The 20,419-nt window shown below is 68.2% G+C and carries 21 protein-coding genes and 1 pseudogene; 9 read left to right on the top strand and 13 right to left on the bottom strand.

All coding sequences use genetic code 11. The features are described 5' to 3' along the window. Positions 1-190: 190 nt before the first annotated feature. Positions 191-241: pseudogene (locus tag G4D86_RS54305) on the top strand (hypothetical protein); the annotation flags it as partial. Here the strand turns inward: G4D86_RS54305 and G4D86_RS21815 are convergent. Continuing rightward, on the bottom strand, positions 219-629 hold the full coding sequence (locus tag G4D86_RS21815) for a VOC family protein (protein WP_163995899.1): 411 nt from the start codon (positions 627-629) through the stop codon (positions 219-221). The pseudogene G4D86_RS54305 and the gene G4D86_RS21815 overlap by 23 nt on opposite strands. A gap of 64 nt (positions 630-693) precedes the next feature. Continuing rightward, on the bottom strand, positions 694-2,187 hold the full coding sequence (locus tag G4D86_RS21810) for an alpha/beta fold hydrolase (protein WP_163995898.1): 1,494 nt from the start codon (positions 2,185-2,187) through the stop codon (positions 694-696). A 77-nt stretch (positions 2,188-2,264) separates the two neighbouring features. Here G4D86_RS21810 and G4D86_RS21805 point away from each other — a divergent pair, with 77 nt between their 5' ends. Then, positions 2,265-3,161 (top strand): LysR family transcriptional regulator, encoded by an 897-nt coding sequence (locus G4D86_RS21805; RefSeq protein WP_163995897.1) that lies wholly within the window; start codon positions 2,265-2,267, stop codon positions 3,159-3,161. 6 nt (positions 3,162-3,167) lie between these two features. On the opposite strand, the gene G4D86_RS21800 is transcribed toward G4D86_RS21805, so the two are convergent. Both G4D86_RS21800 and G4D86_RS21795 read right to left on the bottom strand, forming a co-directional pair. Next, the gene (locus tag G4D86_RS21800) at positions 3,168-4,082 is read right to left on the bottom strand and encodes a type VI immunity family protein (RefSeq protein ID WP_240360392.1); all 915 of its coding nucleotides are present in this window, start codon (positions 4,080-4,082) and stop codon (positions 3,168-3,170) included. Between the two features lie 115 nt (positions 4,083-4,197). Continuing rightward, complete coding sequence (locus G4D86_RS21795; protein WP_163995896.1) at positions 4,198-5,130, bottom strand: hypothetical protein; 933 nt, start codon at positions 5,128-5,130, stop codon at positions 4,198-4,200. Between the two features lie 234 nt (positions 5,131-5,364). Here G4D86_RS21795 and G4D86_RS21790 point away from each other — a divergent pair, with 234 nt between their 5' ends. Next, positions 5,365-6,966, top strand: a complete 1,602-nt coding sequence (locus G4D86_RS21790; RefSeq protein WP_240360404.1) for a serine hydrolase domain-containing protein — start codon at positions 5,365-5,367, stop codon at positions 6,964-6,966. Here the strand turns inward: G4D86_RS21790 and G4D86_RS21785 are convergent. After that, positions 6,953-7,405 carry a DoxX family protein gene (locus tag G4D86_RS21785; protein WP_163995894.1) on the bottom strand — a complete coding sequence of 151 codons (453 nt, stop codon included), beginning with the start codon at positions 7,403-7,405 and terminating at the stop codon, positions 6,953-6,955. The two genes, G4D86_RS21790 and G4D86_RS21785, sit on opposite strands and share 14 nt — an antisense overlap. A 123-nt stretch (positions 7,406-7,528) precedes the next feature. Between G4D86_RS21785 and G4D86_RS21780 the strand changes: the two genes are divergently transcribed. Next, positions 7,529-7,894 carry a winged helix-turn-helix transcriptional regulator gene (locus G4D86_RS21780; protein WP_240360391.1) on the top strand — a complete coding sequence of 122 codons (366 nt, stop codon included), beginning with the start codon at positions 7,529-7,531 and terminating at the stop codon, positions 7,892-7,894. A gap of 141 nt (positions 7,895-8,035) precedes the next feature. On the opposite strand, the gene G4D86_RS21775 is transcribed toward G4D86_RS21780, so the two are convergent. The 4 genes from G4D86_RS21775 to G4D86_RS21760 form a co-directional block, all read right to left on the bottom strand. Then, entirely contained in the window at positions 8,036-9,013 is a 978-nt protein-coding gene (locus G4D86_RS21775) for an IPT/TIG domain-containing protein (RefSeq protein WP_163995892.1), read from the bottom strand. After that, entirely contained in the window at positions 9,010-9,828 is an 819-nt protein-coding gene (locus G4D86_RS21770; RefSeq protein WP_163995891.1) for an alpha/beta fold hydrolase, read from the bottom strand. Before G4D86_RS21770 ends, G4D86_RS21775 begins: the two co-directional genes overlap by 4 nt. 11 nt (positions 9,829-9,839) lie before the next feature. Next, positions 9,840-10,778 carry a sigma-70 family RNA polymerase sigma factor gene (locus tag G4D86_RS21765; RefSeq protein WP_163995890.1) on the bottom strand — a complete coding sequence of 313 codons (939 nt, stop codon included), beginning with the start codon at positions 10,776-10,778 and terminating at the stop codon, positions 9,840-9,842. 93 nt (positions 10,779-10,871) lie between these two features. After that, the gene (locus tag G4D86_RS21760) at positions 10,872-12,317 is read right to left on the bottom strand and encodes a hypothetical protein (RefSeq protein ID WP_163995889.1); all 1,446 of its coding nucleotides are present in this window, start codon (positions 12,315-12,317) and stop codon (positions 10,872-10,874) included. A 316-nt stretch (positions 12,318-12,633) separates the two neighbouring features. On the opposite strand from G4D86_RS21760, the gene G4D86_RS21755 reads away from it, so the two are divergent. Continuing rightward, entirely contained in the window at positions 12,634-13,077 is a 444-nt protein-coding gene (locus G4D86_RS21755) for a hypothetical protein (protein ID WP_163995888.1), read from the top strand. Here the strand turns inward: G4D86_RS21755 and G4D86_RS21750 are convergent. Further along, complete coding sequence (locus G4D86_RS21750) at positions 13,058-14,833, bottom strand: ABC transporter ATP-binding protein (RefSeq protein WP_163995887.1); 1,776 nt, start codon at positions 14,831-14,833, stop codon at positions 13,058-13,060. The genes G4D86_RS21755 and G4D86_RS21750 overlap by 20 nt on opposite strands. Beyond that, a complete protein-coding gene (locus G4D86_RS21745; protein WP_163995886.1) occupies positions 14,833-16,617 on the bottom strand; it encodes an ABC transporter ATP-binding protein in 1,785 nt (594 codons plus the stop codon). Before G4D86_RS21745 ends, G4D86_RS21750 begins: the two co-directional genes overlap by 1 nt. A gap of 153 nt (positions 16,618-16,770) precedes the next feature. Here G4D86_RS21745 and G4D86_RS21740 point away from each other — a divergent pair, with 153 nt between their 5' ends. The 4 genes from G4D86_RS21740 (at position 16,771) to G4D86_RS21725 (ending at position 18,630) form a co-directional block, all read left to right on the top strand. Beyond that, on the top strand, positions 16,771-17,127 hold the full coding sequence (locus G4D86_RS21740; RefSeq protein ID WP_240360390.1) for an ArsR/SmtB family transcription factor: 357 nt from the start codon (positions 16,771-16,773) through the stop codon (positions 17,125-17,127). Next, positions 17,114-17,680 (top strand): SRPBCC family protein, encoded by a 567-nt coding sequence (locus tag G4D86_RS21735; RefSeq protein WP_163995885.1) that lies wholly within the window; start codon positions 17,114-17,116, stop codon positions 17,678-17,680. The genes G4D86_RS21740 and G4D86_RS21735 overlap by 14 nt, the downstream gene beginning before the upstream one ends. A 20-nt stretch (positions 17,681-17,700) precedes the next feature. Next, positions 17,701-18,123 (top strand): DoxX family protein, encoded by a 423-nt coding sequence (locus G4D86_RS21730; protein WP_163995884.1) that lies wholly within the window; start codon positions 17,701-17,703, stop codon positions 18,121-18,123. 78 nt (positions 18,124-18,201) lie between these two features. After that, positions 18,202-18,630, top strand: coding sequence for a DUF1801 domain-containing protein (locus G4D86_RS21725; RefSeq protein ID WP_163995883.1), 429 nt, complete (start codon positions 18,202-18,204; stop codon positions 18,628-18,630). 97 nt (positions 18,631-18,727) lie between these two features. Here the strand turns inward: G4D86_RS21725 and G4D86_RS21720 are convergent, their stop codons facing one another. Beyond that, positions 18,728-19,255, bottom strand: coding sequence for a DUF1801 domain-containing protein (locus G4D86_RS21720; RefSeq protein WP_163995882.1), 528 nt, complete (start codon positions 19,253-19,255; stop codon positions 18,728-18,730). A gap of 145 nt (positions 19,256-19,400) precedes the next feature. After that, on the bottom strand, positions 19,401-20,333 hold the full coding sequence (locus tag G4D86_RS21715; protein ID WP_163995881.1) for an AraC family transcriptional regulator: 933 nt from the start codon (positions 20,331-20,333) through the stop codon (positions 19,401-19,403). Positions 20,334-20,419: the final 86 nt, after the last annotated feature.

The raw sequence follows: 20,419 nt of genomic DNA, 5'->3' as shown, positions 1-20,419 counted from the left end.
GAAGGCGGCGTGAGGTCAGGGAGGCCCCTGCCAGCTCGGAAGGTCTGTATCCTGGCGGCGCTGGCAGCCACCTTGCTGGCCTTCCAGGGCACGGGAGCCCAGGCCGCGTCCCAGGCTCCGGCCGCGCAGCTCGCCGCCGCCGGATGAGTCGTCCGGCTGTGGGTGCGGTGCCGCCTCGGGCGGCTTCGAGCTCGCGCTGGGGCTCGGGGCTTTCGCCCTCACGCGCCGCCGCCGCTCATGACGGGAGGCGAATCGCGGAAGACCGCCTCCATGTTGTTTCCGTCCGGGTCGAGCACGAAGGCGGCGTAGTAGCCCGGCGGGTAACCCGTCGAGGTGGGGCGGAGGCCCGGCGGGCCATTGTCGGTCCCGCCCGCCTTCAGGGCCGCGGCGTGGAAGGCGTCGACCTCGGCGCGGCTCCTGGCCCTGAAGGCCGTGTGCTGCTTCACGCTGTGCGGATGGAAACGGTCAATCCAGAAGATGGGCTGGTCGACACCGTAGCCAATGCCATCCGCACCGGTGTTCTCGGGGAGCTGGGAGACGCGGCGGAGGCCCAGCGCGCCCAGTGCCGCATCGTAGAAAGCGGCGGAACGTGCGACGTCCGCGACACCAATACCCGTGTGGTCGATCATGACGTGGATTCTCTCCTCGCCTCGCACGGGAGTCTCGAGACTTCGGGCCCGAGAGGCCGCGATGTCAGTTGCGTGGCGGGACGGAAGCGCTCTGGCCGAAGTCCGCGCCGCGAAGCCCGAGGACGCAGTCGAGCGGCAGCGGTGCCCCGGGGTCTCGCAGGAACGCGAGGGTGAGCTGCGCGCCACACGGGTTGAACGACGCGCCATGGCTGTGGCCCCGGAGCTCGACGTAGCGGGCGTGAGGCATGGACTCGAGCAACTGCCGTCCCCAGTCCGGCGGCGTGTCCGGGTCGAACTCCCCGGCGAAGACGAGCGCCGGCACGTCGCTCTTCACCGGCTCGTTCTCCACGGCGGGAACGGTCGCCACGTTCCAGGCGCGGCAGGTCTCCGCGGAGGCGGTTCCCTCGTCGACGCCTCCCAACCCCAGCGAAGGTGAGCGCTGCGCGACGACGCGAGCCGGGTCCTCGAAGGGCAGCTCCTCCGAGCACCATACGGAGAGGCGCAGGCCCCAGCTCATCGTGGACGGGCCCTGGTTGTCCTCCACCAGCGGTGTCAGCTCCGTGTAGTCACCCGCGGCCGCCCGGCTGATGATTCGGGGGACGAGGGGAATCAGGTCGACCCGGTGCAGCGCCGAGTAGAGGGCCTCGACCACCTGCGCACCGCGCACCTCCACCGGCCGTCCGCCTGTCATGGACTCCTTCAGCTTCAGGGGCAGGGGCTTGCGCTCGGCGGTGGCGACGAGCTGGGCGAAGCGCTGGCGCAGGTCGGGATATGCGGCGCCGCATTCGCGGTCGACGGCGCACCCATTGAAGACGAGGTCGAGGACGCGCTGGAGGTTCGTCGCGGACACCTCATCGAAGTTCACCTCGGGGGGCAGCACCGAATCGAGGACGACGGAGCGCACGCCGGACGGGTGCCTGCGCAGCACCGTCAACATCAGCCGCGTGCTGTAGGAGAGGCCCTGGAGGTTCCACTGCGCGTAGCCCAGGAGCTTGCGCAGGTCTTCGAGGTCGTCCGCCGTGGCCGCCGTCGTGTACCCATCCAGGTCCACACCCGAGGCAATCAGTGTCGCGCGGCAGCGCCCTGCCGCCTTCGCCAGCGCGTCCAGGGCCTTCTGTCCCCGCAGTCGACCCGCGGCGATGTCTCCCTTGAGCGCGTTGATTTCGGGGCACTCGAGCGCGGGCCGAGCCATCCGGCCTCCGCGTGGCTCCATGACGACGAGGTCCCGTTCGTCGAGCAACGGGTTGCGCTTGCCCGAGCGCAGGTGGGCCGTCGCGCTCACGCCGGGGCCGCCGGGCATGTAGAAGACGGGGTCGGCGGCCGGGTGCTCGGCGCGGCTGCGCAGGCGCATCACGGGCAATTGGATGAGACGGCTGCCGGCCTTGTTTCGATTCTCCGGAACCACCAACAGCCCGCAGTCGATGCGCTCTCCGGGTTCCACGGTGGCAGGGCAGGGGGTGGGCTCGAACCGGGGCACGGCGCTCGAAGGGGGCTGCGCAGCCGGCGCGGCGAGCGCGACGAAGAGCGAGACCACGAAGGCGGTGGTGTGCGGGAACATGGAGACCGTTAGACCCAGCCTCCGCGGGGGAGTCCAATACCGAAATCCCGCGCTGTGATAGCGAAACGGTCTCACCCATGCTCGACGCCCGACGCCTCACCTGCTTCATCGCCGTCGCGGAGACCCTGCACTTCCGCAAGGCCGCCGAGCGACTGCGACTGGCCCAGCCCGCGCTCAGCCAGCAGATTCGCCGACTGGAAGAGGAGCTGGGCTGTCAGTTGCTGCGCAGGGACCGCAGGCGCGTGGAGTTGACGCCAGCGGGCCGGGCCCTGCTGGAGGCCGGGCGGCGCGCGCTCGTCCACCTCACGCATGCGGCGGAGGCGGCACAACGTGCCGCCGCCGGACAGGAGTTGCTGCTGCGTGTCGGCTTCCTCAGCCCCGCGGCCTACTCGCTCGTCCCGGATGTCCTCCGCCGTTTCCGCGTCGAGCACCCGGAGGTCCACCTCGTGTTGCGCGAGGCGGACAGTGTGACGCTGCTGGAGGAGGTGCGGCTGGGGCAGCTCGACGTGGCCTTCGTGCGAGGCCCCATCACCGCGCCGGGCATCCGCATCGACGTGCTCCACCGGGAGCCGCTCGTCGTGGTGTTGCCGTCGGGGCACCGGCTCGCGAGGAGGGCACGGGTGCCGCTCGGGGAACTCGCCGACGAGTCCTTCATCGGCTTCCCGCGAGACACGGCACCGTCGCTGCACGACGCGATGACGGGCATGTGCCTGGAGGCGGGCTTCGCGCCCACCTTCGTCACGGAAGCGGGCGAGTGGTACACGATTGTCAGCCTGGTCGCCGCCGGGCTCGGCTGCGCCATCCTTCCAGCTTCGGTTCGTACCTTCGAGCGGAAGGGCGCCGTCTATCGAGACGTGGCGGGAACGCCCCGGCACGTGGAGCTGGCCATCGCCCGGGGGCCCACACCTCCCGGGCCGGCGCTTCGGGCTTGTCTGCGAATCGTCTCGGACGTGACGTCCGTGGACCTGCTGTGAGCGATCTCACTTCAGGAATCGACGAAGCCAGCGGCGCTCGAATGTCTCATCGATGAGCCACGGTGTGCGCTCCTCGTAGAGTCGAGGTTCGAGCACCTGGGCGAGCACGCGGTAGGGAGCTATTTCTTCCTGGGTAGTTGCATCACCCGTCAGTGGCCACTCGCTCAGGCGCACGAGAAGGCGTTCGTCACCCAGGGCTTGGAGTGAAACGCTGGAGGGAAGTCGCTGGCGGAGGGACTCGATGCCGCCCAACTGGCCCAGTAGCGGCCGGCCAAGAAAGGTGAGCCAGTAGGCCCCTCGGGCCCGCGTGCCGATGGAGCGGGCCGTGGGGCGGAGGTTGTAGACGTCCAGGCCCGGGTAGCGGAGGCAGAGTTCCTGGATGGCTTGCCTGGCAGCACCGCGAAGGCCACCGGGAGAGATGAAGGCAGGGCTGACGTAGCCAAAGCTCCAGGGCAGTTCCTCCGCCAGGGCGAGCGCCAGGTCCCGCACGTGGTCAGGACCATGCTCCAGCAAGAACTCCGTGGGCAGGGTGAACGCCGCCGCGCTGACGGCCTCCTCGTGGCCCTGCCACGCGGGGGCGTCCAGCCACTTGCCCGTGTACTCGAAGCCATGGGCGCCCACCTCGGTGTGGCTCTCCTGCAGGCGCGCTTCGCTTCCGTTGGGCCAGGGAGTTTCGAGCAGTTCCTTGCGGACAGACTCCCAACCCGCGTCGTCCAGCGGAGCCCACTCACCATCTGGCATGGTGTACCAGGCCAGCGCCTGGGCGGGGACTGCACGGCGGTAGGCCTGCACAGCCCGCCACAGGCCCGCGGCCACGTCACCGTGGGAGCGCCTCATGAAGAAGCAGAAGAGCAGGCCATCACGAAGCACCACCCGACCTCGGGTGTCGCGGATGCGGAACGAGGGAAGCGACGTGGTCACCGGAAGACTCCCGTCGGTGAGAGGATGACAGCCTTGCAGCCCAGCGCTTCCGTGTAGACGGTGCCCTGGTCGGACCCGGCGAAGGCGCTCTTCGGGCCATACCGTTTGACGTGTGTCAGGCGTCGGCAGGGTCCACGCGGGAGAGGAGCTGGACTCCGTCGCACATGGGGCAGAATGAAGTGAAGCCCTCCAGCTCCGCGTCCGGGGGCATGTCCGGGAAGCGGAACCTCGCCATGACGCTGGGTGGGTCGAAGGCCTCGCTCCAGCCGCACTTGTCGCACGGGGCGATGTGCCAGCCCTCGCGCTCCTGGAGGTACTGCGGGGTGACGTGGAGCGGGTGATACAGGCCCGCGCCACTCAGGAAGCGGAGCTCCTCGCCCTGGTGGATGTCCTGGAGCCCATGGGGCGCGTTGAGGAGTCGGGCGACGTAGACCCACGTGTCGCCGGAGTACCGGCGCTGGAACTCCTCCTGGGAGAGCTGTGTCTGCCCGGGCCTGTAGAGCACCCGTCGCGAGGGGCCCCGCTCCGCGCGCAGGACGCGGACCCAGCACAGCTCGGGCCGGCGGCCTGTCCGTCGCGGCTCTCCGTCATGCACCAGCACCTCCAGGTCATTCGGGTGGCTCTCGTGGAAGCGGCCCTGGAGGTGCGGGTCCTGGCGCCAGGGGGACGCGGGGGCGGGCTGCGGCCCGAAGTGGACGAGCCAGGCGGGCGTGGCCGGCAGGCCGCGCGCGGCGACCTCCTCCGCCGTGAGCGCACGAAGCGGGAATCCCATGGGGAGGCGAACGGTGACGCCCGGGCGCTCCGCCAGCTCCGCCACGCTCTCACGGTCTCCCTTGGCGGACAGGCCCGCATCGGGGTCGACGTACACGTACCCGAGGAAGCGCTCCTGGAACTCCCATGGCAGCTGCATCCACACCCAGCATCCCCAGGGGATGGGGCCTGCCGGCCTCGCCTTCGGCACGGGCGCTGCCGTCTCCGGGGTGGCCAAGGGCTCGGGCGTGCGCGGAGCGGGCGTGCCACGAAGCTTCTTGCGGAGCCAGTCGAACATGCCTCCATTTTGCCACCGCTCCCTCCCGCATGGCAGTGGAGTAGCCTCCCGCCGGCCATGGGATACAAGCGCAACGTGATTGCAGAAGCGCGAAGGGGCGTCTGGCTCTTCCTGGGGCTGGTTCCCTGGCTCGTCGGAGCGGCCCCCGTGCCGACGGAGCCCGCGGAGCAACTGGTAGGAGTCTGGGGGAGTGAGCGTGTCCTCGGGCCACAGGTCCGAGGGGAACTGACGTTGGTGCGAAGTGAGGGCGCCTGGCGCGCACGCATCGCGGGCTTCGACGTCCCGGCCCGGGTGGACGGTGGGAAGGTCTCCGTCGTCTTCCCTGGAGGCCAGGGCGAGCTGCGGGGGACGCTGGCGGAGGACGGCCGGCGCATCACCGGCCATTGGATTCAGCCGCGGGTGCTGATGAGCGGCATGAAGTTCGCCACGCCGGTGGAGCTGCGCGCGCTCCAGGCGGATGTCTGGCGTGGCGAGGTGGCGCCCCTGGAGGATCGGTTCTCGCTGTACCTGGTGGTCCGGAAGCAGCCGGACGGCTCCGTGAGTGCGTTCATCCGCAACCCGGAGCGGAACTTCGGCAACCGGATGCTGTTCCGGGTCGGTCTCCAGGGCAGCGCCGTCCGTCTCACGCCCTCGCCTGGGAACGTGCAGATCGAGGGCACATTCGACGCGCAGGCTGGGCGGCTGTCGCTGCGCCTGCCGTCCATGGACACGACGTTCGACTTCACCCGCCGGGAGCGGACCCAGGCCGTGGGCCTCCATCCCCGCACGCCCGCGCCGGGCCCCTACGTCTACCAGCGGCCCATCGCGGAGGAGGACGGCTGGGCAACGGCCTCCCTTGCCGAGGTCGGCATGGACGTCCAGCCCCTCCGCCAGCTCGTGCAGCGCATCCTCGACCAGGAACCCGGCCCGGAGTCCGCGCCGGCCATCCAGGGACTGCTCGTCGCTCGCCTCGGGAAGCTGGTGGTTGAAGAGTACTTCCAGGGCTTCGACAAGGAGCGCCCCCATGATCTGCGCTCCGCGTCGAAGTCCTATGCCTCCGTGATGATTGGCATCGCGCTGGACCAGGGCGCACCCTTCACCGTGGACACGCCGGTCCTCTCGATGTTCCCCGAGTACAAGGGGCGGCTCGCGAATCTGGACGCGCGCAAGCGCAAGCTCACCGTCGCGCACCTGATGACCATGTCGACGGGGCTGTCCTGCGACGACGATGACCCGGCCTCACCTGGAAACGAGGACCGGCTCGAGGACGACGTACCGGACTGGTACAAGTACACGCTGGACCTTCCGATGGTGCGCGAGCCCGGCGAGAAGGCCGTGTACTGCTCGGCGAACATCAACCTGCTGGGCGGCGTCCTGCGCAATGCCACGCGCATGTGGATTCCGGAGTTCTTCGAGAAGAACCTCGCCACGCCGCTCCAGATGCGCGGCTACCACCTGGACCTGATGCCCACGGGCGAGCAGTACCTGGGCGGTGGCATCTACATGCGCCCGCGCGACGCGCTCAAGCTCGGGCAGCTCTACCTCTCCGGGGGCACGTGGAATGGACGGCGCGTGGTGAGCCAGGCGTGGGTCGAGCGCTCCACGGCGAACCACGCGACGATGGGGGATGGACGGACGTATGGCTACACGTGGTGGCGCCACGAGCTCCGCGTCGGCGACCGCGTGTATTCAGAATACGAGGCCAGCGGAAACGGGGGACAACTGGTGATGGTCGTCCCCGAGCTCGACCTCGTCGTGATGTTCACCGCGGGCAACTACAACCACGTGGCCATCTGGAGGAAGTTCCGGGAGGAGCTCCTGCCTCGGTTCATCCTCGGTGCTGTCACCTCGAAGTGAGAGGCGGTGCGCCGCGAGGCTGGATGGGAGCTCGGGACCGTCGCCCCCAGAAGACGAAGAGCGCGAGCGCGACGAGCAGGAAGTTGAAGGGCGTATTCGCGGCCTCGCCGCGCGAGACGTGGAAGACAATCGCGCTGACCTGGAGTGCCGCGCAGCCCAGCGCGGCGAGGACGCTCAAGCCCGGCTTGATGCGCGTGAGCGAGGGCAGGACGATGCCGAGCCCGCCGCACAGGTCGATGACCGCCGTTGCATACAGGAACGCTTCCGGAACCTCTCCTGCCCACGGAATCATCGCGGCGAGCGCCGAGACGGGAGTCAGGAGCTTCCAGAGGCCCGTGCCGGCGAAGACGATTCCCAGGAGCGCCTGGACGACCCACAGGCCGGCGGGAAGAGCTTTGGACGGCTTCGCGCTGCCGCCGATGGGAGCAGTCACAGTCATGGCATTCCTCGTGGTCTTGCTGGTTACTTTCATGTGCCTGGTCACGAATGGTGACCCTGGCTATCTCGCATACCGTGCGGACGCCGGACAGGAGGCACATTGATGTCACTAGGGAACGGAAAGATGACCAGGCGCTACGACGACGACTGCGTCGCGACGCGTGAAATCCTGAGCCTGGTCGGGGACAAGTGGAGCGTGATGGTCATCGTCAACCTAGGCGAAGGGACGATGCGCTTCAGCGACCTCAAGCGCGCCATCGAAGGAATCTCGCAGCGCATGCTGACCCTCACGCTGCGCGGCCTCGAGCGAGACGGGCTCGTGACGCGGACCGTCTTCCCGACGATTCCGCCGCGCGTGGACTACGCGCTCACGCGGCTTGGACAAACACTGCTCGAGCCGGTGACCGGGCTCGCGGTCTGGGCGCAACGCCACCGGCCGGAGATCCAGCGCGCCCGCGAGGCCTTCCAACGCGCTGCCACGTCGAAGTGAATCCTCTGCAAGCGGGTGGACTTCACCGTCGTCGACCCTTCGCTGGCCGGAGCAGGCCGTGGGGCGTTCGAAAACGAAGAGGCCGCCCCGGGCTGAGTCCCCGGGACGGCCTCTGTCTGTGCTTCGCCGAGCCGCGGTGGGCTACGGGTTGACGGTCATGTCGCCGAGCTGCGCCGGCTCGAAGGACGTGGTGCCCAGGTTGCTGCCAGCGCCGTTGTTGTCGCAGTACGTCCAGTTCAGGCCGTCGTCCAGGCTGAAGCGGTACGCGTAGGCGTAGTGCGTGGTGGCCGCCACCGTGGGGGCGGTGAGGGTGCCCGCGAACTCCAAGTCGTTGCCAACCTTCACGTTGAAGGTCGTCGGGAAGTAGCGCCAGGTGGTGGCCGTGGTGGGGTTGCTGCTCAGCGGGCCGTAGCCCACCTCGGCCTTGAGGCCCGCCACCGGGCCCGGGTTGGCGTCCGTGAGGCCCCCCTCGTAGAGCCGGCCGTAGATGGTCTCCGTCTGCTGACCCCGGATGACTGTCGTCGTGTTCGGATACTGGAGGATGCAGTAGTCCGCCTGGGCCGGGTTGGACGACCCATTGAGCACGCCCGTGAAGGTGAAGCCGCTGGGGAGGGGCACCACGGTCGACCCGGCGTTCACGGGGTAGGTCAGCACCACGTCCACCCCGTTCACGGGGTAGGTCAGCACCACGTCCACCCGGCCCACCGTGGCGTTGGCGGGCACGGTGTTGCAGGTGAGGGTCGTGGAGCTCGTATACGTGCAGCTGAACGTCACGGTGCCGATCTTCACGGTCATTCCCAACACGAAATCCGTCCCGGTGATGACGACGTTGCTCGTCGTCACGGTGGCCGAGGCCAGGGTGGTGTTCGGGGAGATGCCCGTCACCGCCATCGACACCGTGTCATTGGGCAGTCCCGGCGTCGGGGTGGGGTCGAAGTGGAAGTCGGTGTTGTTGTTGTTCGTGTCGAGGCTCGCCGTGTTGCGGGCCAGGGTCGAGTTGGAGGGCGGGTAGATGGCCACGGTGCCCTCGACCATGCCCAGGCCCACGGTGATGCTCGGGACGGTGTAGCTCGCGATGTTGGTGGCCAGCGGGGCGGTGAGGGAGACGCGCTGCGTCACCGTCCCGTGGCCTGGAGGACACCGCCGTCCAGGAAGGTCTCCAGCGCCTGAGCCAGGGCCCCGGGGTCGACCGCGTGGGTCTGCCCCTCCAGTGTGCGGTGTCGCGCCCCGGGAATGGCACGTGCGAGGGTCTGGATCGCCTCGCGCATCCAGGGCGGGCTCGCGCCTCCGTCCATGACGAGCGTCGCCGAGCGCACGGCCGGGACCTGCGCGAGCCGCTGTGCACCCCGGGCCGTGATGCGCAGGTCATGGCCGAGCGTGTGGGCGAGCCGCTCGAGGCCGGTCCACATCGGCGACGTCCGCATCCGTGCGACGGCTGGCTCGGGCAGCTGCATCACCTGGGTGAAGTAGCGCTCGACCGCCTCCGCGCGACGTCCCCCCACGGCGGCCTCGTCGAGCTGTGTTGCGAGGGCCTCGAAGACCTTCGCCCGGCTCGCATCGAGGATGACCGGGGGCTCGTAGAGGACGAGCTTCGGGATGGCGAGTCCTTGAATGGCGGCGTCGAGGGCCAGGAGGCCGCCGGACGAGTTGCCGAACACGAACGCGGACCCGCCGGCCGCGGTGATGAGCGCCGAGAGGTCCTGCACCTCCCGGTCGACCGCGGAGGGGGGCGTGTCCCCGCTGTCCCCGCGGCCGCGCCGGTCGTAGCTCAGCACGGTGAAGCGATGCGCGAGCAGCGCCGCCAGCGGCGTGCCCGACGTCGGGGCCGTGCGGTCGCAGAACGCGCCTCCGACCAGGATGAGCGCAGGGCCCTTGCCCGTCTTCTCGTACGCGATGGACGTTCCGTCAGCGGACTTGACGCTTTCGAGTTTCATGGCAGCTCCTTTCAGGCAGAACCCGGGCGATAGCCGTGGGTGCGGAACGGGACGCCGAGCTCGCGGCAGACTTCCGAGAGGACCTCCGGCGAGTGGTAGTAGTTGCGCAGCCGCGCAATCCGGTCGCCTTCCACTTCGACCCGCACGACGGCATGCACCTCCTCCCCCGACCACCAGAGGAAGAGCGACTCGCCCCGGTGCGCACGGAGCTCACAACGCGGCGGGGCCACGAGCTCGAAGCCACCCTCGGGGCAGCCGAAGAGCGTCCCCTGCAGTGAGGTCGCCCGGATGACCTCGGCTCCGTGCTCGACCTTGAACCCCGGGTACTCCAGCGTCGCGGTATCGAGGAGGAGCGCCGTGAGGCGCTCGAGGTCCCGCGCGTTGAAGGCGTCACAGAAGGCGTCGAGCACGGCTGGCGCCACGGGGACCTCGCGCACCGGTTCCGGCGTCACCAGCCTGGCGCGCCCCCTGTGCAGGGCGGCCTTGATGGCTCCGGTCGTGGTGGAGAGCGCCTCGGCGACCTCCTCCAACGACAGGCCGAAGGCGTCCTTGAGCACGACCGAGGCTCGCTCCTGGGGTGAGAGCTGAGCGAGCAGCGTCCCCGCGCCCTCACGCGTCGACCGGGGGTCTGTATGCGTCGCCGGGCCAGGGGACTCGGGGTCGATGACAGCCGGAAGCTCGCGCGTCTGACGCATCCGGTTGAGCCAGAGGTTGGAGGCGACACGAAAGAGCCACGCCCGCGGATTGCGCGGCGGTGCTGCCATGAGGCCGAGACTCACGAACGCCCTGGCCAGCGTGTCCTGGGTCATGTCCTCGGCATCCCAGGGGCTGCGCGTCAGGTGCCGGCAATACCGGTAGAGGTCTGGCCGGAGCGGCTCGTACGTATCGAGGAAGCGACGCCAGGACGCGTTGACGGCGTCGCCCAGCGGGTTAGCGGGTGGAGTGCTCATGACCAGAAGACACGCGACGGGTGGAAAAGGATACGGGCGCTCCTCGCCGCTGACGGACGAGCGGGGGCCAGGTCCCTTGTATGCGGTGCGGGCTCAGGGGAGCCGGAAGACGCGCAGGTTCTCCTCTCCCTTGCGCACGTAGACGAGGGCGTCGTGCGTCGCCAGGTAGAAGAAGCGGTTCTTGACGAGCTCGTGCCACCCGTCGAAGGCGCCCGCCTCGTACTCCGGCGCCTCGCGGAGCGTGAGGGCCACCGGGTCGACCTCGAAGGTCCGGTACTCGAAGCTCCCATCCCCGTCGCGGTCGTACCGGAACGCGGCGATGTAGCGGTTGAGCGGTGGCACGTAGGCGAAAATCTGTCCCTCGAAGTCACCGCTGAAGCAGCGGGAGACCTCGAGCTCGCTCTTCAGGTGCAGGAAGCCCCACTCCCCCGTGTCCATGTCGTACGTGACCAGCCGCGGAGGAAAGGTGTCGTGTTGCGCCTCCGGGGCGGGGAAGCTCACCAGCTTGCGACCCACCCTGACCATCTGGGCGAATTGCCACGCGGGGGGAGTGATGACCTCCCAGTTCCAGGCCTGGTCGTCGGTGTCGAAGGACCACCACTTCGAATAGTTGTAGTTCTCCGTGGGGCCGAAGAGGTACCGGTGTTTCACCTCGTCCCAGAACGTCCAGCCGGCCGCGCCGCCGTAGCCGGTCGCCCCGTCGTAGGTGGCACCCGGGGTGTTGAAGGGGTTGTGGCGCTTCCAGGTGTGGGTGGTCAGGCTGTAGCGCCACATCCGCCGGACGCCAAAGGCGACCTCCTGGAGGTCCGGGTTGTAGACGAGCCCGTTGTACGTGTGGCGGGCCACCGGGTGGCCAGTCGAAGCGGCGGGCCGGCTCGGGTCGAAGAACTCATCCCCGTAGACGTCGCTGTCCGGGTGGGCCTTGGAGTACTCCGCCGCGGGCGGGTAGTAGCTGTACGTGTTCCCGTAGACGACGCCCGTCCAGTTCGCCGGGTTGTCTGGGAGCTGCTCGATGCTCCAGCGCATCTTCGCCATGTCGAAGCGGTAGACGCCGTTGTTGGAGCTGTCGCCGTGCCCGCCGCCGAAGGCCCACCAGCGGGCGCGAGGCGCGTCGACCGCCACGCCGGAGTAGGCGTTGATGACCCCGGCGATTCCCCCGGAGCCGAGATCCCTGAAGCCGGGAAGCGCCGCCTTGACCTCTGCGTCGAGCGAGGTGAGCGGCGTTCCAGAGACCTGGATCCACCGCCCCTTGGGGACGAGCGCCCACGACGCCGCGTTCACGAGCCCCGTCGCGTCACGCCCGGGGGTCCACACGTTGCCCTCGAGCGTGCCGGTGTCCGTGCCGTTGCCCCAGGTGAACGAAGGAGGCGGTGGTGGCGGATTCCCCGCGTCGGGTGGAGGACTGCCTGCATCGGGTGACGGATCCTCCTGGGGCGGGTCCTCCGACGACGAGCTGCAGCCAGCGAGCACTCCCGTGACAGAGAGCGCCAGGATGAGAATCCAAGATGACGAACGTTGGCCCAGACTGACTGCGGACATGCTCCACTCCTCGACAGGATTGCTGAACGGCCACACCTCGCGCGGAAGGAACGCCCGCGCCGGGGAGGTCCTCAGTCGCAAGTGACATGCCATGGGGCACTTGCATGGACTCACCTGGAGGCATGGCTCATGGCGCAGGCCCTGCGCCCTGGATGCACGGGGGGCCAACCCCACATCGTGTGGCCCACGTGCCCCACAGGCGCCGCGTTTCGTAAGGAGCCGGACCTGACAACCGGGTTGCTTCAGTTGTTCCAGTGCACTATGGCCAGCCGAAGTGGCCCGTGTCGCGCCGGATTGAGGTCAAGGACCTGACGCCATGAAGAAGCTGAGCGCTGAGTCGAAGCTCCAGAGGCTGCTTCGAATCTTCGAACGGACGGGCGACCGAGGGGCGTATACACGTCCGTTCGCCGAGCTCCCCGCTGACGTCCAGATACGTCTGATGGAGCAGGTCATGGTGCGCTCCGATGAGCTTCCGGTCATCGCCTGCTTTCGCGACCCGATGGAGTGGGTCCTTCTAACGACTGAGCGGGTGGTCATCCGCCAGTCGGAGGAGGTCGTGACCCTTCCCTGGAGCGAGCTCAAAAACGCGACAACGGACATCGCCCATGTCAATCAGATGCTGGCGATGGGGCCGGCCGGCAAGCTGGCTTTGAGTCGCCTGACGCTGGTTCGTCACACGGGCGAGGCGCTCGAGGTCGAGTTGGAAGCGGGACCACCGTTCTTTGGATTCTGGAACGTGCTCAAGTCGATTGCCTCTTGAGCGGTTCCAGGCTCGCCGCGAGCCGCCAGCCCTTGGCGCGCTCCTGCTCCTGCCAGAGCGCTGCGTAGACGCCGCGCTTCGCGAGCAGCTCCTCGTGCGTGCCTGTCTCCGCGACGCGCCCCTTGTCGAGCACGACGATGCGGTGCGCCCGGCGCACGGTGCGCAGGCGATGCGCAATCACGACGACAGTCTTCTTCTTGACCAGCTCGTCCACCGCGCGCTGTATCTCGGCCTCCGCCGACGCATCGACCGAGGCGGTCGCCTCGTCGAGGAGCACGACGGGCGCGTCCTTGAGGATGGCGCGCGCGATGGACAAGCGCTGGCGCTCGCCGCCCGAGAGGGTTCCGCCTCCTTCCCCGAGGACGGTGTCGTAGCCGTTCGGCAAGGCGGTGATGAAGTCGTGGGCGCGCGCGGCCTTCGCTGCACGCTCGACTTCCTCGCGTGAGGCGTCCGGCCGCCCGACACGGAGGTTCTCGAGGATGGTCCCGGAGAAGAGGACGACGTCCTGGAACACCATCGCGAGGTGCTGGTGCAGTTCCTCGAACGGCATGTCGCGAATGTCGACGCCGCCGATGCGGATGGCACCCGGGCGCGGGATGTCCCACAGGCGCGCCACGAGGTGGACCAGCGTCGACTTGCCCGAGCCCGAAGCGCCGACGAGCGCGGTGAGCGAGCGCTCGGGGAATGTCACCGAGACGCCGTCGAGCACGGCCTCGTCTTCGTACGCGAAGGACACGGAGTCAACCTCCACGTCGAACGTCTGGGGCGATGCCGCTCTCGCGGACGACTCCGCCAGCGGCTTCTCCGCGAGCAGCCGGTCGACGCGACCGAGCGCGCGCTGAGACGCTCGAAGCAGGAGCAGCGCCATACCGAGATCCGCCACCTGGCGCACGACGCCCACCGTCACGATGAGGAAGACGAGCAGCACCCCGGGTTGAATCGAGCCGCGCAGCGCCAGCGCGCTTCCAGCGTACGCCACCGCGACGAAGCCCACCTCGACGACGAAGCCGAACACGGCGAGCAGCGGAGAGGGCAAGACATCGGCGCGGATGAGGGCGTCACGCAGGCGCTCCATGGCCTTCACGAGGCGCTGGTAGACCTCGCCGTGTCGGCCGAACGCGCGAAGCACGGCGATGCCCTGCACGTATTCGACGACGCGCGCGCTCACGTCCGCCGAGGACTCGAGCACGGCCTCGATCTCGCGCACGAAGATGGGTGTGGTCGCAGCCATCACGAGGAGCGCCACCGGTAGCGCGGCGAGGATGACGAGCCCCAGGCGCCAATCGAGAAAGCAGAGGCCGAGGCCGACCAGCATCGGCAGTGCGAAGCTCGACGTGAAGATGGCGATGGTGTGCGACCACACGTCCTCGACGAGCGCGACGTCGGTGGTGAGCACGCCTGCCAGCTCACCGCTCCTTCGCTGCGTGAAGAACCCCATCGGCAAGCGTCGCAGGTGATCGGCTGTACGGATGCGCGTCTGCCCCATGAGCGTGTGCGCGGAGATGAAGATGTTGGACATCGCCCCGCCCGAGAACGCGAGGCGCAGCAGCGCTGAGAGCGCGATGCCACCGGTGAGCCACCATGTCAGGTGCATCGTCAGCCGGTGCTCGAGCGCTTCGCGAACGAAGAAGAGGACCAGGGCGTAGGGCGCGGCGACGGTGAGCGCCTCGGCAAAGGCGAAGAGCAGGCCACGGCGGAGACGTGCGTCCCTTCGGCCAGCGAGCCGCTCGCCGAGCATGAAGATCTCCCCGAGCATCACGCCACCTCCTGCGCGGTGGCGGGTGTGCCCGGCTCGCCCAGCGACCAGTCGAGCGCTTCGGTGTGGCTGCGCCAGAGACGTTGGTACAACGCGCAGCGCGCGAGCAGCTCGTCGTGCGCACCCTGGTCGTTCACGCGGCCTCCGTCGAGGACGACGATGTGGTCGGCGGTGGCGATCGTCGACAGCCGGTGCGCGACGACGAGCACCGTCCGCCCCGCGCACAGCTCGGAGAGCGCTTCCTGGATGCGCGCTTCGTTCTCGGGGTCGGCGAAGGCCGTCGCCTCATCGAGCAGCAGCACCGGCGCGTCCTTGAGGAGCGCGCGCGCAATCGACAGGCGCTGCTTCTCGCCCCCCGAGAGGCGTGCGCCGCGCTCACCGAGCAGCGTGTCGTACTTCCTGGGGAGCGCCTGGATGAAGTCGTACGCACGCGCGGCGCGACACGCGGCATCGATCTGCGCATCGGTCGCCTCGGACCGAGCGAGACGAAGGTTCTCGCGAATGGTGCCGTGAAAGAGGAACACGTCCTGGAACACCATCGAGATGTGCGAGAGCAGCTCGTCGAGCGGGAGCGCGCGCACGTCGACGCCGCCGAGCTCGACCACGCCGTGCGTCGCCTCCCATAACCGGGGCACGAGCCGCACGAGCGTCGTCTTGCCCGCGCCCGAGGGTCCGACCAGCGCCGTGACCTTGCCCGCCGGCGCTTCGAAGGAGACGTCGCGGAGGACCTCGGGTCCGCCGTCCTCGTAACGGAAGCCGACGCCACGGAACGCGACGCCATTGTGCGCGGGCTGGGCGACGCTCGCGGGAGTCTCGAGGTCCGGCGCGGCGAGGATGGCCTGGATGCGCGCGTTGCCCGCCTGGATGCGGTCGACGTTGCCCCACGCAAACATCAGCCGCATCATCGACATGAGGAGCTGTGGCCCGAGCACGAGGAAGAGCACGAGCGACTCGAGCGAGAGCGTGCCGCGCGTGTAGAGCCAGCCGCCCATGGGCACGAGGACGACGAGGCTCGAGCCGATGAGCGCGCCAAACGCGCCGTAGCCACGGCCGTTGGTGCGCATGAACCCCTCCATCCACGCGAGCCCCTCTTCGATGGAGCGCGAGAGGTCGCCGAAGCGCTGCGCGGACAGGCCGAAGGTCTTGATGACGTGGATGCCCCGGAGGTATTCGAGCAGCGAGCTGTTCATCCGGCTCTGGATTTCGTTCCACTGCTGATGCGCCTTGCCGACGTCGCGCATGGCGACAGCCATCGCCACGACGGCGAGCGGCGCCATCACGAGGCTTGCGAGGGCCATGCGCCAGTCGACCCACAGGAGGGCGACGGCCGTCGCGAGCGGGACGACGAGCGCGGTGACCGCATCCGGGAAGTGGTGAGCGACGAACGCCTCGATCTGGTTCACGTCGTCCATCAGCGTCTTCTTCAGTTCCCCGGCGCCACGACGGCTGAAGAACGAGAGCGGAACGGCGCCGAGCTTCTTCGCGAGCCGCAGGCGCAGCTCATGAAGGGTGCGGTACGCGGCGACGTGCGCCAGCATGTTCGCCGCGGCGACGAGGACGTAGCGCAACGCGAGCGCGCCCGCGGCGACGAGGGCGAGCGAGCGAACCGCGTCGAGGTCCGGCGGCGTTGCGTAGATAGAAGTAGCCATGCGCGCGACGACGAAGAACGGCACCAGCGCGAGGGCTGCCGCCAACGTCGACGAGAGCGCGGCTCCGGCGACGAAGGGCCCCTGCAGCCCGAGGAGCGCTCCGAGGCCCTTGAGCGAGCGTTCATTGGGTTCCATGCCGCCGAGGAAACCTCGGGGGCAGGCACCGGGTATTGGATCTTTTTACCCGTGGACCTGGTCGCAGTAGCCGGGCTCGGCGGCCAGCGCGGCACCACGTAAGCACACCTGGTTCTCGAATATGACTTGACGGGTATATGAACGGCGAGGTATATGACGCTCGTGGAATCATCGTTCGCCATCATCGCGGAGCCCCACAGGCGGGCCATCTTGAGCCTGCTGCTCTCGTCCGAGCGCTCCGTGGGCGAGCTCGAGCACGAGCTTCAACTGTCGCAGCCGTCCGTCTCCAAGCACCTGCGAGTGCTGCGAGAGGCCGGGTTCGTGGAGTCACGAATTGAAGCGCAACGCCGCCTCTATCGACTGAGACCGGAGCCACTCATGGAGCTCGACGCATGGCTCGTTCCCTTCCGGCGCTTCTGGTCAAAGCACGTCGATGCCCTGGAGCAACACCTGGACAAGATGGAGGAGGCGCCCCCAGTGAAAGGAAAGAAGAAACATGAGAAGCCGTGAGCAATACGCGCCGGGTGCCGCTTCTGGCGCTGAGGTTCGAAAAGAGGGAGAGAAGTGGACGCTCGTTCTCGTCCGCGACCTGCGCCATCCTCCTGCAAAGGTCTGGAAGGCGCTCACGGAACCCGAGCATCTGCGCGAGTGGGCTCCGTTCGATTCTGACCGGAACCTCGGTACCGTTGGCACCGCGAAGCTCTCGACAGTGGGGGCGCCGAAGCCACTTGTCTCCGAGACCCGGGTGAAGCGGGCCGACGCGCCCAAGGTGCTCGAATACAGCTGGGGGGAACAGGACATCCGCTGGGAGCTGGAGCCGCAGGGAGGCGGCACCCGGCTCACGCTCTGGCACAACATCGAGCGCGGCTTCATCGCGTGGGGCGCCGCGGGCTGGCACATCTGCTTCGACGTCCTCGACCGGTTCCTCGCGGGTGAGTCGATTGGACGCATCGTCGGCGGCGAAGCGATGAAGTTCGACGGCTGGCAGCGATTGACCTCCGAGTACGCAAAGCAGTTCGGCGTTGAGACCCCCGGTTGGCCGTCCAGCGCCCCGAAACGTTGAAACGAGGAAGGAAGAACCCCATGGAATCGACCCTGCAGAATCCGGCCACCGTCGCCGCCAGGACCACCCCCAAGGCCACGACCATCGGCTATTGGATCGTCACCGCGCTCTTCTGCCTGCAGATGAGCTTCACCGCCTACGCACAACTGCGCCTGCCGGAGGTGGCGCAGGCGTTCACCCACCTCGGCTTCCCCGACTACTTCCGGGTGGAGCTCTCGTGGGCCAAGCTCCTCGGCGTGGTGCTGATGCTTGCGCCGGTGCCGGCGCGGCTCAAGGAGTGGGCCTATGCCGGCTTCGGCATCAACATCGCTTCGGCGCTCATCGCCCACCTCGCGGTCGGCGATGGCCCGGAGGCGTGGGGCTTCGCGGTGGCCACCGGCGTGCTCTGGGGGCTCTCGTACTTCTTCTGGCGCCGCCTGCAGGCCACGCCGACGAGCGCCTGACCGCGCACCGCACCTTCGCAGACGTATTGAGCCTTACGCTGAGCGCAGCAAAAACAGATGCGAGAGTTGGAGCTGTATATGAAGAAGACCGTTCCGGTGGAATCTGCGTCAGCATTGATCGATGAGAAGATCAAAGGACTTGGGGACTGGCGCGGGAAGACGCTCGCGAAAGTGCGCAAACTCATCCACGAGGCGGACCCTGAGATCGTCGAAGAGTTGAAGTGGATGGGGACTCCCGTCTGGTCCCACGGCGGCATCATCTGCACGGGAGAGACTTACAAGAGCCACGTCAAGATGACCTTTCCCAAGGGAGCTGCGTTGATGGACCCTTCAGGTCTATTCAACTCCAGCCTCGACGGGAATGTCAGGCGCGCCATCGACATCCACGAAGGCGACAAGATCAATGAGTCGGCCTTGAAGGCGCTCATCCAAGCTGCAGTGGTGCTCAATCTCGAGGGCAAGAGCAAGCCGAAGCCCCGGCGAGCGAGCAGCAAGCGGGCCGACTAGCTTCATCGCAGGTCCCGGCCGAAGCTCCTCTCCTGTGGGAAGAGCTTCGGCACCAGCCTCCTGCCCGGCCCCACGGCAGGAGCCGAGGACGGGCCGCTCACATTCGTTCGCCGGGCAATTGGCTGGCTTGCTTCACCCAAGCGGCGAGCTGAGCCTCGTCGAGCGGGTCGTCCTCGTGGATGTCGAGGTAGCGCGTGTCCTGGCTCTTGGACTCGCCGGGGGGGACAGGACGCAGCGACATGCCGCGGAAGAAAGTCACCTTGACGTACTTCGTGAAGCAATGGAATCCGAGGAACCAGCTCTGGTCCTCGACTCCGTACAGCGGCGTGTTCCATTTGATCGCCTTGCGCACGCCGGGGACGGTGCGCGCGATGAGCGCGTCGAGGCGGCGCCCGACGTCGCGTTTCCAGCCCGGCATGGCCGCGATGTAGGTCTGCACGGGGGCGTCGCCGTAACCTTTCGCGATCTGAGGATTGCCGCCAGAGAGGAGGCGCGGCTTTGCGGCCACCGCGGAGCCTTTGCTCCTGGCTGCGGTGGCTTTGGGCGCTGCAGCGCGCGCCGGCAGTTTCTTCGCCGCGGCCTTCTTTACGACCTTCGCCGACTTCTTGGATGTCTTGCCGGCCATTGTGTTCACTCCATGAGTGTGGTGGCTCCGACCCCGGAGGGCCAACCACGAAGGACGAAGCAGGTCATTCCAACTGCTCAAGGATAAGCTGCCGACCCAGGCTGCCGAGGTCAATCTCCACGTCATCCGCGTCAGCTTCATCCGTTCACGCGTCATCTGCGTTGACACTCACCGATGCCGCCTGGCTTGCCCGCGCATAGCGGCCCGGAGACTGGCCCACGTGTCGGCTGAACGCCGTACTGAAGGTGCTCGCCGAGCTGTACCCGACGCGCTCGGCGACCTCGGCGATGGCGAGCTCCCGGCGGCGAAGCAGCCCCCGCGCAACGGCCATCCGCCAGTCCAGCAGGTACTCCATCGGGGGCAGCCCCACGGTGCGCGTAAAGCGAGCGAAGAATGCCGAGCGCGAAAGCGCCGCGCTCTTCGCGAGCTGCGCCACCGTCCACGGCCGCGTGAGGTGACCGTGCAGCTGCCGTATCGCGGGTGCGAGCCGCGCATCCGCCAGGCCGCGCAGGAGCCCCGGAGGCGCGTCGTCGCTCGAGGTCGACCGCAGCGCCTCGATGAGCAGTAGCTCCACGAGCCGCGTGAGCACGAGGTCGCGGCCCGAGCGCTGCTCGCTCGTCTCGTCGCCGACGAGTCGTACCAGCACGGAGAGTCGCTCCACGCCGCACACGTGCACCTGAGCCGGGAGCAACGACACCATCAGGGCCGCGTCAGGCGAGTCGAAGACGAAGTAACCGCCGAGCAGGCGCACGTCGGGATGGCCGCCACGCGTGCCGTGACGCACCTCACCCTTCGGAGAGGGCGTCACCTTGGGGTTGATGCGCTCGGGTGTCACCGGCTCGAAGCCGGACATGGTGAAGCCCGGCGTCGCCGGCAGGAGTACGAAATCGCCCGCCTCGAGCGTGAGGGCGGGCTGGCCGTCGACAGCGAGTCGGCAGCGTCCTTCGAGCACGGCACAGAAGCTCGGCTGGCCAAAGTCCGAGTAGCGAACACCCCAGCGCCCCGCTCCGCTGATGCCCTTCGAGAAGACGGCTCGTGGTTGAAGCAGGGCGATGACTTCCGAGAGAGGGTCGGTCATCGCTGGACTCTAGCAAACGAAATATGGACCGCACGTGGTGGAGAGTCCTGTCGGCCGCACGTACCTTGAGACCATCGACGCCGCGC

Origin of the sequence: Pyxidicoccus caerfyrddinensis (assembly GCF_010894405.1) — a bacterium.
GTDB lineage: Bacteria > Myxococcota > Myxococcia > Myxococcales > Myxococcaceae > Myxococcus > Myxococcus caerfyrddinensis.
Note: the sequence above shows the minus strand (reverse complement) of the source record. Positions and strands in the feature narration are given on the sequence as shown.